At 63.6% G+C, this 12,983-nt stretch carries 6 protein-coding genes; 1 reads left to right on the top strand and 5 read right to left on the bottom strand.

Annotated elements, in window-relative coordinates; genetic code table 11:
• Nucleotides 1–29: 29 nt before the first annotated feature.
• Entirely contained in the window at nucleotides 30–1,445 is a 1,416-nt protein-coding gene (locus OVA24_RS06520) for a TonB-dependent receptor (protein ID WP_267674387.1), read from the bottom strand.
• Between the two features lie 138 nt (nucleotides 1,446–1,583).
• Here OVA24_RS06520 and OVA24_RS06515 point away from each other — a divergent pair, with 138 nt between their 5' ends.
• Nucleotides 1,584–2,774 (top strand): DUF6807 domain-containing protein, encoded by a 1,191-nt coding sequence (locus OVA24_RS06515; protein WP_267674386.1) that lies wholly within the window; start codon nucleotides 1,584–1,586, stop codon nucleotides 2,772–2,774.
• A gap of 459 nt (nucleotides 2,775–3,233) precedes the next feature.
• Here OVA24_RS06515 and OVA24_RS06510 read toward each other — a convergent pair whose 3' ends face one another.
• The 4 genes from OVA24_RS06510 to OVA24_RS06495 form a co-directional block, all read right to left on the bottom strand.
• Nucleotides 3,234–4,448 (bottom strand): glycoside hydrolase family 57 protein, encoded by a 1,215-nt coding sequence (locus OVA24_RS06510; protein ID WP_267674385.1) that lies wholly within the window; start codon nucleotides 4,446–4,448, stop codon nucleotides 3,234–3,236.
• A gap of 68 nt (nucleotides 4,449–4,516) precedes the next feature.
• The gene (locus OVA24_RS06505) at nucleotides 4,517–5,809 is read right to left on the bottom strand and encodes a glycosyltransferase (protein ID WP_267674384.1); all 1,293 of its coding nucleotides are present in this window, start codon (nucleotides 5,807–5,809) and stop codon (nucleotides 4,517–4,519) included.
• A 522-nt stretch (nucleotides 5,810–6,331) separates the two neighbouring features.
• The gene (locus tag OVA24_RS06500; protein WP_267674383.1) at nucleotides 6,332–7,309 is read right to left on the bottom strand and encodes a DUF6807 family protein; all 978 of its coding nucleotides are present in this window, start codon (nucleotides 7,307–7,309) and stop codon (nucleotides 6,332–6,334) included.
• Between the two features lie 32 nt (nucleotides 7,310–7,341).
• On the bottom strand, nucleotides 7,342–12,801 hold the full coding sequence (locus tag OVA24_RS06495) for a delta-60 repeat-containing protein (protein WP_267674382.1): 5,460 nt from the start codon (nucleotides 12,799–12,801) through the stop codon (nucleotides 7,342–7,344).
• Nucleotides 12,802–12,983 lie beyond the last annotated feature (182 nt).

Genomic DNA, 12,983 nt, shown 5'->3' with positions numbered 1-12,983 from the left:
CGCCGAGCATCCCCATCCCGTGGCAAAGCTCAAGGCTTGTAGCTGAAGAATCCGCGCCGCTTGATCATCGCGGCGACTTCCACCGGGACCATGGTTTCCCATTCGTCATCCCCGTTGGCGATTTTCTTCAGCACGTCACGGGAGAAAATCTTGAGGTATTCCTCCTTGTAGTTGTCCAGCGCGACGAAGCTGCCGCGGTCCTGGAGGTAGCCGTAGAGTTTCCTCAGCTCCGGAGCCACCAGGAGATCCTCCACGGTGGTCAGTTTCCCCGCCATCTGGTCGAACAGCGGATAGACGTAGAGCTTCAGCTCGTTTTTGAACAACCTGCCGAAGGATTCCAGAATGCCGCCGGGGAGCTGGGTGTAGTATTTCTCCTCGAACAGCTCCATCATGCTGGGAACCCCCATGACGATGCCGATGCGTTCCTTCGTCCGCCACGCCAGGTAGGCGGCGAGGCGGTAGTATTCGAAGTAGTCTGAAATGAGGACCGTCATCCCGCAGGCGGCCAGCAGGTCGGCACGGGCGAGGAAATCCCGGCGGTCCACGTCATCGCCGCCCGCCAGCAGGTTGCGCATGGTCAGTTCATAGATGGGCAGGATCGTTTTTCCCACCACCTGCGGTTCCTTGCTGAACTTCTCCAGCGCGCACTGCAGCATGTCCACGTTCACGTTCGTCGGTGGGCGGAAGCTGCCGCGCTCCACCAGCACGGCCTTCTTGTAGAGCACCTCCGACGGTTGCAGCACCTGGCCGCTGGGGTCGAACATGGCGGCGCCGCTGAGGCCAAGTTGCACGAGCTTCAGCGCGATGAGGCGGTTGTCCACCGCACGGAATTCGATGCCGCGGAACTCGATGACGTCGATCTCGATCCTTCCGGTGGTCAGTTGGTCGAGCAGGCTTTCCACCAGTTTCTCCGGCTCATGGTGGAGGAAAAACGCACCGTAGAGCAGGTTCACGCCCACCACGCCCAGGGCCTCCTGCTGCAGCGCGGCCTCCGTATCGAGCATCCGCACGTGGATGAGGATCTGGCTCGGCTCGTCATTCGGCCGGGACTGGAACTTCACCCCCATCCAGCCGTGGCATTCGTTGCCGCCCTTGAAGCTGCGGGCCACCACCGTGTCCGCAAAGGCGAAGAAAGCCGTCGTGTCGCCGCGCTTCTCGCTCAGGCGTTCCAGGTTCAGGCCGAACTCCAGGTCCAGCATCGCCTGCACGCGGCCTTTCGAGACATAGCGCTCGCTGCCGCCATAAATGGCGTCACTGACCACCATGTCATAGGCGGACATGCTTTTCGCCACCGTGCCGGCGGCGCCCCCCACGCGGAAAAACCACCGCACCACCTCCTGCCCCGCGCCGATCTCCGCGAAGGTCCCGTACCACCGTGGGTCCAGGTTCACCTTCAGCGCCTTGAAATGCGTGTCCAGCACCTCCTCCCGGTCATTCAGATTCATGCCTCACCTCCCCTGCTGACACCTTGATCCTGAGCGTGCGATCCCATGCCGGACTCCTAGCAACATTCACGCCAGCCCGCAACCCCCGCAACGCTTCCCTGTTGACCCGCACCGGTGGAATCGCTTCCAGTGACGGAAATGAAACCCCGTCCCAGCATCGCCATCGCGGCCGCCATTTCCCTCACCATCCTGCCTTCGGCGGGGGTCCAGCTTGAGATCGATGCGGGTGCGCTCGCGCGGGATCACAGTATCGTCACATTCGACCCCGGGGATGCCATGGGCGGAGCGGACGCGCTGAAAATGACGGATGGCGTGATCCTGCCGCTTTTCAAAACCCACTCGGGCAAGGCGGGATTCATCGCGCCACCGATGCCTGCGGGGACGAAGCTGCTGCTCACACCGGAGAAGAATCCCGGCATGCCGGAGCGGGTGGTGGAACTCCGCCGTGACGGTTCCCGCCAGGACTTTGTCTCCGGCGGCAAGGTCATCGCCGGCTTCCAGGACGAGGCGAGAACCAACCCGCGCCCGGACCTTGATCCACGCTTCCTCCGTGGCGGCTACCTCCATCCCCTGTTCACGCCGTCCGGAAAGGCGGTGACGGATGACTACGCCCTCAACCACCTGCACCACCATGGAATCTGGATGGCGTGGACGAAGGCCGCCGTGGATGGCCGCGAAACCGATTTCTGGAACATGGGCCAGGGCAAGGGCCGGGTGGACTTCAGCCGGTATGCGGAGACCCGGACCAACCGCGACCAAGCAGCGATCATCTCCCACCAGACCTACACCGATCTCACCTCCGGCTCACCCGTGGATGTGCTGGACGAAAAGTGGACCGTCTCCGTGTACCGTCCGGCGGTCACCTACAACGTGATCGACCTGGAAGCGGAGCAGGTCACGCTGGATGGCAAAACCCTGGAGCTGCCCATCTACCACTACGGCGGCCTGGGCATTCGTGGGAGGGAGGAATGGAACGGCAAGGACAAGGCGACGTTCATCACCTCGGAAAATCTGACCGACCGCAACAAGGCGAACAGCCAGCCCGCGCGGTGGATCAGCATGACCGGCGCCGTGGAAGGCGGAACCGCCACACTCACCATCCTTTCCCATCCTGAAAATTTCCGCTCGCCGCAGCCGGTCCGCATCCATCCGAACGAACCGTTCATCAGCTTCGCGCCGCAGACGAAGGAAGGCATGTCCATCAAGCCGGGCGAAACCTACAAGGCCCGCTACCGCTTCATCGTCTCGGATGGTGGGGCGGACGCGAAGCTCATCGAGCAGCTCTGGCAGGACTATGCGCACCCCGTCACCACGACGTGGAAGAAGTAGTGTCACCCATGGAGTAGCGGCGTGGCTGCGCCACGACGGCTGGGGGAATCCGCCAACATCCCATGATGTCGATCAAGCGGAGAACCGCCAACCGGGAGGAACCCGCGTAGGCAGGTGCCATCCACCCAGCCGGAATGGCGCAGCCATTCCGCTACGCTCCGATGTAGCGGCGTGGCTGCGCCACGACGGCTGGGGAAATCCGCCACCATCCCATGATGTCGCCTGAGTGGGGACGGGACCCGGGAAGAACCCGCGTAGGCAGGTGCCATCCACCCAGCCGGAATGGCGCAGCCATTCCGCTACAGCAGATGGGCGGGCGGAAGGTGCGGGAAGAGGCTATGGAGAAGGTCGGCAGCGCCCCCTTCACGAGGGATGAACGGAGCGCGGACTTCAGTCCGCTTGGCTTCGCATGGCAGGATTCTACGGGACGGACTGAAGTCCGCGCTCCATCCCACCCCATCACAGCGGCTTCGGGATCGAACGCATGCCCATCTTCTCCTGTGCCCTGCGCAGGCGGATCTGGAGGTCCGCCAGCACGTTCATGAAGTAGATGTAGGCATCGTATGGCCCGGTATACGGGCTGAAATACGAATGGACGTTTCCGTCGGTGCCGCCCTTCGTGGACATCCAGTAGAAGTGGTCGGACGTCTGCATCTTCGCCCAGGTGTGGGTGAGGTCCGGATCCTTCACCGCCAGGATCTCCTGCTCCAGGCGGTGCACTTTCGCGATGGCTTCCTGCTGCAGGATGTTCCCCATCCAGGCGGAGAGATCCCGTTCCGCATCCGCCCATGAGGTGATGAAGTGGCAGTCATACTCACGCGATGCGCGGTAGAACTCCACCGCCTCCATCGGCGTGACGAACTGCGCGCCCGCCTCGATGATGGCCTCCGGCAGCTTTTCCCAGAAGTCGAAGATACCGGTCTCCTCCCACTGGTGCTCGCCGATGGACTCATAGTCCAGGAACAGGTTCACCACATCCCCCGGCGATTCCACCACCCAGCGGGCGAACGTCTCCGGCGTCAGCGGGTAGTCCTTCCAGCTCTTGTCGGAAAAGCGGAAGCCCAGGTCATCCGACAGGCCCGTATTGCGGAGCAGCGTCTTCACCCGCGCGGTGGTGGGCGCGCGGTAGAGGAAATTCGGCGACTGCCCGTTGAGCGTCCACTCCACTCCTTCCGCGATCACGCCGTCGAAGCCCATGGTCTCCACCTTCGCGGCGATGGCGTTGTTGTAGATCAGCTCCGTGTTCCGGAAAACGCGCGGCCTGACCGCGAACACGTCGCCGATCTTGTCCAGGTGCATCTCCACCTGCCGCTCGAACTCCCGGTTCGAGTGAACGAACGACAGCGAATGATAATACGTCTCCGCGAGGATCTCCACCCCGCCCGTCGCCACCAGTTCCTGGAAGGACTCCAGCACGTCCGGGCGGTACTGTTCCAATTGCTCGATGACCGTGCCGCTGATCGACATGGCCATGCGGAAGCGTCCTTCGCTTTCCTCGATGAGCTTCTTGAACATGCGGTTCGCCGGGAGATAGCACTTCTCCGCGACTTTGTTCAGGATGGCGGCGTTCAGTCCGTCATCCTCATACAGCGCGTGTTCCCCGATGCGGAAAAAGTCATACGGGACCAACCGGTTCGGCTGGTGGACCTGGAAATAAAGGCAGACGTCAGGCATGGTTTTCGGTTGGGCGCCGGTTGCGCGTGCCCGGCGGAAGATTCTTCTGGAAGATCCCTCTCATCAGGTCAGGTCGTGATCTCCCGGTAAATGTCGACCACCTTCGCGGCGGCGGCGTCCCAGGTGGACGCGGCGATGTCCTGCTTCGCCTGCTCCACCACGCGCTCCCGCATCCCGTCATCGGTGAGCAGGTCGTTGATGTGTTTCGCCATCAGTTCCACGTCCCAGAAGTCCGCGACCAGCGCACCCCGGAGCACCTCCGCCACGCCGGATTGCTTCGAGATCACCGCGGGGATGCCGAACTGCGCGGCTTCCAGCGCGGACAGACCGAACGGCTCCGACACGGACGGCATGCAATAGACGTCCGTCATGGACAGCAGGTCGTTGACCTTTTCCTTGTTCAGGAAGCCGGTGAAATGGAAGTGCCCGCCGAGCCCGCGGAAGGCGCCGGTCTCGATCAGCGGCCTGAGCTTCTCCCCCGTGCCCGCGACCACGAAGCGGACGTCGCGGTTTTTCTCCAGCACCTTCGTCGCGATCTCCAGGAAGAACTCCGGCCCCTTCTGGGCAGTCAGGCGGCCCAGGAACAGCACCAGCTTTTCAGGAAACTTCTTCTTCGTGATGAAGACATCCACCGGATCCGCCCCGTTGTGGACCGGCCGGACCTTCGCGGGGTCGATGCCATAGTGCCCGACTACGATGTCCCCCGTATATCCGCTGACGGGGATGACCCGGTCCGCCTGCTCCATGCCGTATTTCTCGATGTCGTAGATCCACCCGCGCGCATCCGCACCGGCGCGGTCATACTGGGACGCGTGGAGATGCACCACCAGCGGCTTTCCGGTGGCTTTCTTCACCTCCACCCCGGCCAGGAAAGTCATCCAGTCATGCGCGTGGATGACGTCGAAATCCTCCAGCAGCGCGAGCTTCGCCGCCACCTTGGAGAACTCCACCACCTTGTTGCCCAGGTCCGGTCCGTAAAGCTCGCCGAGCTTGAAGGAGTCGAGCTGATGGCGCGTGGTCTCTGAAAACGTGATCTCACCGCCCGGCGTCCGGTCGAGCACGGCGGCCGTCTGTTCCTCCGTCGAGTAGGGGTCCAGGAAGATCGGCACGTTGCGCACCTGGGCGAAGCTCTCGTAGCGGTATTTCCCCTCCACCGTCTTGAGCTGGTCGATCGAAAGCTGGTTCAGCCCCCGCAGGTCGAAGCCGTCGAAGGAGGCGTCCGGCGCGGCCTTCGGCACGATCACCGTCAGGTCAACGTGCTTTGAAAGCGCCTTCGATAACCCCAGGCAGGCGACACCAAGGCCGCCGTTGATCAGGGGTGGAAATTCCCAGCCGAGTTTGAGGACACGCAGACGCTTCATGTTCGGGAACCCGCCGTGGTGGCAAGTGGTTCAATGCGAATAACTCCACGGCGCGTTCCATGGATAGCATACAACGGGCCAAGATCCAGCTTCGTTGGGAAACAAGATTGATTCCATATCATGTCCCGCGCGGCGGCAGATTCGCCCGATCATCTCACGCAATTCCGCTCACCCGTCGCGCAAAACGGAGCGCGGGCTTCAGTCCGCCTGGCTTCGCAAAGACCGGATTCTCCGGGGCGGGATGAATCCCGCGGTCCCAGTCATGCCAACGGGGCGTAGCGGAATGGCTGCGCCATTCCGGCTGGATGGATCTCCATCATCCCGCGATTCCGGTTTCCTGATGACCTCGCGCGGTTTGTTCCATGTTCTCCCCCCGTGCAGCCGCGCAGGGAGGAAGGTCTGCTCTCCCCGCCGTCGTGGCACAGCCTCGCCGCTACAGCCCAAAGCGGAGCGCGGACTTCAGTCCGCCTGGCTTCGCAAAGATCCGATTCTCCGGGGCGGACTGAAGTCCGCGCTCCATCCTCACTTCTTCGGCGCGGGCGCGGACTTCGCCTTGGATTCCTTCAGCGTCGTCGGCGGCACCGGATCGGACTTTCCGGTGAAGGCATTCGCCTGCTCCTGGATCCAGGCCGCCTCGGGGAGCTGGCCCTCGCCCACCACGAAGCGGACCTTCAGGGTGAGCGGGGATTCCTTCGGCACCGCCGTCTTGTAGAACGCACCGAACCGTCCGTAGTCGCGGTAGGCGGAGAAGCGCGTGCCCGTGGGGTTCTCCGGATGGTTCAGGAAAGCGACGTTGTAGGTCTTCCCGCGCAGGACGTAGGACTCCACCACCCACGGGTAGTCCAGGTCCTTCAGCGGCACGGCCTCCGCCTTCGGGAAAAGGAAGCGGGTCTTTCCACGGTCCACCTCATTCGCCGGGCGGAACTGGAGGCCCGCGTGCTCCGGGTCGCCCTCCAGCTTCGCCTCACCGGCGGTCGCCGTGAGCGTGGAGGTGAAGTCCACCAGCAGATACGCCGGGGCGGGTGCCTTGCGGAACGTCATCGTGCGGCGTTCCTCCAACAACGTGGCTCCGGATTTCCCTTTCCACGTCACCAGCGAGGTGATGCTGGCGCTGGTGTCGTCCACCTTCTCATCGACGAACTTCTGGTGCAGTTGCTCGCTGCCTTTCATGTGCCACAGGTCGTCCGCCTTTCCACCGACCGTCAGCTTGTTCCAGCCGATGAAGATGCCGCGGTGGTGCGGCAGTTCCCCGCCGGGTCCCTTCGTGATCGTTTCCTTCCCCTCCGCGTCGAACACGTGGAGGTAGGTCTTCGCCGTGTCGAAATCGAGGTTCTTCGACGACTTGTCGCGGCCATACATGTAGCGGCCCACCAGCCTGCCGTCCTCCAGGATGTCCAGGCGACCCTCCGCCGGGGCGTCCTTCACGGAGAATGCGGCGGTGGCAGGGCAGACCGTTGCCGCGCACATGGCGGCCAGACAGAAGAGGCTGTGGGTTTTCATCGTGCCCACATACCCCCTCCCGTCGCCGGATCTTACGGATTCGCCACCTTCAGGCGGAAGAACTTCCGTTCCTCCGTGCCCACCGGCACGCGGAATGACTTTGCATCCCCCACGCTCAGGTCCTCCGCCGGGTGCCAGTCGTCCTCACGCATCGTCTCCGACCACTCGGCGGAGTAGGTGATGCCCGCCGCACCGGCAGGGCGGGTGAAGCCCATGACGTGGTGTCCCCCGGACCGGGTCCACGGCGGCAGCATGCCGGAACTGTCCGCATGCGGCGGCAGCCCGAGGGCGAACTCCACGAGGTTCTTCACCCCATCATGATCGGAGTCCAGCAGGTCCACGGAGCCGTCGAAGGCATCGTCGAAATGTTCGTCACGCCAGGACTGGAGCGGGCTGATGGCGGAGGGAGGGAATGCAATGACCTTCGTCGTGTCGGACGATGCGGCCCGGTTGGTGAGGATCTGCACACCCCGCGCCCGAATCTGTCCGGAGGGAGGGAGCGACAGTCCGCCGAGGCTCCAGCCCCCGGCCACCCTGCTACCCGCGCCGAGGCTCGCCCAGGACACGCCCATGTCGGTGGACAGCTCAAAGGTGGTGGAGTGCATCTCTGTCAGCGCACCGCCGGTATTCCAGCGGATGGTGTCCCCACCGGTGAGCTCGATCTCTGATACAATTCCCTGCCTGCCCAGCCTCGCGAAGTTCGCACCGCCGCGGTGGTCCACATGATCGAAGTTCCCGCCAACGAGCAAACTGCCATTCGCGGTCATCAACATGGTGTGGACGGTTGGCGCGGAGGACCCCGCCCTCATCACCCTCGGGTTGAAGGTTTCATCCAGCGTGCCGTCCGGATGAAGCCGTGCAATGCCCGGCCGGGCCACTCCGTTCATGGTGCTGAAAAGCCCCGACACCATGATCTTCCCATCCGCCTGGATGCGCAGGCAGGTCGACGGATTGTCACCTTCCGCGTTGAATGAGGTGTCCAGGCTGCCATCCGCATTGAGTCTCGCCAGGTAGCGCTTCGAAACCCCTCTGATCTGGGCGATGAATCCACCGATCACGATCTTCCCGTCCGGCTGCACCGCGATGCTGGAAGTGCCGCCTCCCTGGGTGAACATGCGGGGGTTGAACGTCTGGTCCGCCTGTCCGTCCGCACCGACCCTGGAGATATGGGCGACGGAGAAGCCGTTGACGCTGGTGTATGAGCCGCCGAGCAGCAACTTGCCGTCCGCCTGCTCCGCCAACGAATAGATGGCGGATCCCGCGCCCGCCAGATCCGCGGTGAACGACGGATCCAGGGTGCCGTCCTGGTTCACGATGGCGACGCTGCGGCGGTCCACGCCATCCACCTTCGTGAAAGCACCGCCGACGAGCACCTTGCCGCTGCGCAGGAGGCAGATGCGGTTCACCACGCCCTCGATGTCCGCCTGGAAGGAAAGGTCCAGGCTCCCGTCCCTGTTCAGCCTCGCCAGCCGGAGGCGCTGGACTCCGCCGGGCGCTGTCACGTCGCATGCCACCAGCACCTTGCCGTCCGGTTGGACCGCCATGCTTTCCGCACCCGTCCCGGTGACGGTGAAGGTGGGGTCCGGCGTGCCGTCCGGCATCAACCTCATCAGGCCGCCCACACTGTTGCCACCCACCGAGGTGAACGCACCGGAGATGATGATTCTCCCGTCATCCTGCAGCGCGATGGAGTTCGGACGTTCATTCAGCACCGGAGCGAACGCATGGTCCGCGACATGCGGGCCATCCAGGACGAAGACCAGATCATTCCCATCCCCCCCACGGTAGTTGGCATGGAACAGATAGGTCACGCCGTTGAAAGTGGCGGTCACCGCGGAGTGGTCCGGCAGCCCCAGCAGGGAGCCGCTGATGGAGGCGGTGCCGGTGACCCGGATGCCCATGAGCACCGCACCCGGCTGCGGCGCGAACCCGAGGGTGAAGGTCCCCACGGATAGCCCGGCGGCATCGAAGGAATCCACCGTCAGCGGGACATGGGATACCTCCCCGAAGTGGGGGGAAAAATCCGTCCTGCCCACCCCGGTGAGCGTGTATTCATGGACCGGCACCGCCGGATCATTGCTCATCACCCGCAGTGTGGCCGTTTTGCTTCCCGTCGTGGCCGGTGTGAACCGGACGGCGGCACCCATCTCGGAGCCGGGCTCGATGGAAGATGCGGGTGGCACGGACACCGTGAAATCCGCCGCATCCGCTCCGGTGATGGAGGTGGTGATGGACGACAAGACGGCCAGGCCGTCATTCCGCAGCGCCAGGTTCCGCACCTCCGAAAGCCCGGTGAGGGAGGATCCGAAGTCGATCGTTCCGCCGGAGACGAGTTCGGTGGTGGCGCTGCGGATGCGCAGTGAAGGAGCAACCTCACCACGCGGCAGCAGTGCGTGGTGCAAGCCGGAGGATGCCCCCTCCGTTGTGGCACCCACCATCCGGTAGAGCGTGTTTTCCTGGAACGGGATACCCGCGACAACCCACCCCCCGGTGATCCGCTCCGCATTTCCCACCGCCGTCCAGCCCGTCACACCGTGCTGCTTCATCTGGGCGGAGACGGAGTGGAGTTCCGGAGACACCCCGGAGCGGAGCCACCGCAGTTGCTGGCCGACGGCTTCCACGGAGGACTCCGCCGTTCCCATGGAGACCTTCACCAGCCGTCCCGCGCCGATCCCGTTCACGCGGCTGAAGCTGCCGCTGATGAACATCGAACCGCCCTCTCCCAGCGACATCCCGGATGGGTTGCTGTCCAGCTCACAGCGGAAGGAGGGATCCAGACTTCCATCCGGGAACAGCCGGGCTGCACGCATGCGCGGAACGCCGTTGAGAAGCGTGAAGTTTCCGCCGATCAGAATCCTCCCATCCGACTGCAACACGCAGGCGGATACACCTCCCCGGGAGAGCAGGCTGAACGATCCATCGGCGGTGCCATCCGCATTCAGCCGGACAAGAGGTTCCTGGAACGAGGTGCTGGATCCGGGATTCCTCACCAGAAAGATCCTGCCGTCCGGCTGCACCGCGAATGACGATGCGGCTGAGGAGGGGAAAGACGTGATCAGCGCGCCGGTCGGGGAGAGTTTCTCGAGATCGGAGGCACAGATCAGGATGCTTCCGTCCGGCAGGACATGCGCCTGCTTCGCATCAGAATCATAGTCGGAAACGAAGGTGGCATCCTCGGAACCATCCGGCAGCAGCCGTTTGAGGAAACGGTTGCTGCTGGATTGGGAGGAGGAGGTGACGGCCAGTATCCGTCCGTCCGCCTGGACCGCGAGCGGTCTCACGACCCACATGGCCGGCTGGAATGTCAGGTCCGGAGCACCATCCCGGTGGAACCTTGCATTTCCCGCCAGAATCCTCCCGTCCCGCTGGATGACGACCTCCCGTCCGGAAGCCACCGCTCCGCTGAAGGAGGGGTCTTTCACACCGTCAGGCCGCCATCTTTCCAATCGATAGGTCCCCGCGACGTAGTTCGAGATGACCAGGCTGCCATCCGTATCCCTCGCCAGGAAAGGGAGTATCCCGGACGTTCCCTCGGTAGTGAGGGTCTCCTGCAATGTCCCTTCCCCCACCAGCGTGAGGACGATGTCCTGCGAAGAGTCGCCATGGCGGTATCCCAACCGGAACTGATAGGTGACACCCCCGTACTCCGCGGAGACCGGCGCACCGTCCGGCAGATCCGCGAAAGGCGCGGCCAGGGCGCTCCCTCCATCCACCACCAGCAACTGTGTCCCCGGCTGCGGGGCGAAACCGAGCGTCAGGCTGCCGAAGGTGTAGGCGCTGCCATCGAACGCCGCGGACTGCTTGTGGGCGACGTCCTCCGGCGTGATGAACACCGGGGACAATCCGGTGGTATTCTCCGCGGAGATCGGGATCTGATAGGAAGGGGTGTCCGGATCATCGGAGAAAACGGTGAGCACGGCCGATTTCAATCCCGCAGCCCCTCCACCGAAAGTCACGTACAGCGTCCCGTCCTCCTGCGGACCCAGCTCCCTGGGTGGGGCGTAGGACACGGTGAAAGAGGCGGCATCCTGCCCGGTGATGGTGGCGAAGATGCCGGTCATCCCCCCGTCACCCAGATTCCTGATCTTGAACGCCACTTCACGCGATGCACCAGGAAGGCTGTTGGGAAACCGGAATGGCAGACCCTCCGGAAGCGTGGTGTTGTTCGCCAGCGCCAGGGAGACATCAGGACCGGCGGTGCCGAGGTTGAGAACCTCCTCCACGATGGATGAGCCTTTCGAATGGAGGGTCCCACCACGGGCGCGGACGGCCCCGTTTTCCGGCAGCACTCCGTTGAACCGCCATTTCCCGCCGGTCCACACCGCGGGGACCGGCGCGCCCCAGGAGCCACCGGACGGACGGGTCTCAAAGGTGACCTGGTGGACGGCAGGCAGGGATCCCGTCCGCGTCCATTCCAGCGAACCACCAGGACCGGCATCCAGTGAGGAGGAGCCGGGATCATTGAGGAACCGATGGGTGAATGGCACGAATTTGCCGCCGTCTTCGACTGATCCGGTTAGCAGGACGGAGCCATCATCCTGCAGGGAAACTCCCGCCTCCATGTGGGTGACCGTGCCCCAGGAAAGTGTGGGATCGACGAAGCCGGAGGCATCCACCCGGTAAAGACGCGCGCCCAGCTCGTTGCCGCCATGGACCACCAGCTTGCCATCCGCCTGCAACTGCGCATCGTAGGCTCTCCGGAAGTTGCCCGGGGAACTGGGATAGGCGGGATCGGGCGAACCGTCCGCGAGCAGCCTCACCAGGCCGCTGGTGCCACTCCCGTTCACACTCGTGAAAGCCCCGCCGACGAGGATGCCGCCCCCCTGGTCCTGCAGGATCCACTCCACTCGTCCGCCATCACAGTTTGCGGTGAATGAGCTGTCCAGAGCCCCATCCGGCAGCAACCTCGCAAGGTTCTTCCGCGGCTGCCCGCCCACCGTCGTGAATTCCCCGCCGACGAGGATCTTCCCGTCGGACTGGATGAAGATCGAACGGCAGGCGCCATTGCTCGTGGCAGAGAACGTGGGATCCAGGGCACCATCGCCCATATAACGCCTGAGCATATGGACGGTCGCACCGCCCTGGATCACCTGCCCGCTGACCAGCAATCTGCCGTCCGGCCGCTCAACGAAGCTATGGACCGTGAATCCGGATTCGGTCGGGAAGGCGAAAGGCTCGCCTCCATCCGTGTTCAGCCGGAGCAGACGCTTCGGGGCAAGGGCGTGCCCCACCCCTGCATTCACCAGAATCGCTCCGTCCTTCAAGGTCGCGATCCGTGGGAAGGAAGCGTAAATGTCCTTCCTGAACGCCGGATCCCGCGCACCACGATGATCGACCCGGAACACGTTGCCCGAAACCATCAAAGTCCTCCCACCCGTGGTGGCTGCCATCGGGTTGATGGTCCCGTTCGGACCCGCAGGATGAAGGTAGGAAGGATCGAGATCCCCCGTCGCCGCTGACGCTGCGGAAATGGCCGCGATGGTGGCGGACAAAACTCGGATGGAAGGCGTGAGAGGGAATCCGTGCGCTTTCATGAAGAAAGCACATACTTTTCCATAACTCCGCCAGGCCGAGGAAGCAAAAAGGACGCGACTTCCGCCCATCTTCTTCCTATAACCATCAGTCCATCAACCGGTTTGCGCATCTGATGAAAACCATTTCCTGAGATAACTAC

Source organism: Luteolibacter sp. SL250 (assembly GCF_026625605.1).
Taxonomy (GTDB): domain Bacteria; phylum Verrucomicrobiota; class Verrucomicrobiia; order Verrucomicrobiales; family Akkermansiaceae; genus Luteolibacter.
This window is presented reverse-complemented; position numbering and strand designations above follow the sequence as displayed.

What these genes read in the sequence shown, in the direction of transcription:
- OVA24_RS06520 (WP_267674387.1), bottom strand. Translation starts at nt 1,445, where the DNA reads ATGAATCTGAATGACCGGGAGGAGGTGCTGGACACGCATTTCAAGGCG.
- OVA24_RS06515 (WP_267674386.1), top strand. Translation starts at nt 1,584, where the DNA reads ATGAAACCCCGTCCCAGCATCGCCATCGCGGCCGCCATTTCCCTCACC.
- OVA24_RS06510 (WP_267674385.1), bottom strand. Translation starts at nt 4,448, where the DNA reads ATGCCTGACGTCTGCCTTTATTTCCAGGTCCACCAGCCGAACCGGTTG.
- OVA24_RS06505 (WP_267674384.1), bottom strand. Translation starts at nt 5,809, where the DNA reads ATGAAGCGTCTGCGTGTCCTCAAACTCGGCTGGGAATTTCCACCCCTG.
- OVA24_RS06500 (WP_267674383.1), bottom strand. Translation starts at nt 7,309, where the DNA reads ATGAAAACCCACAGCCTCTTCTGTCTGGCCGCCATGTGCGCGGCAACG.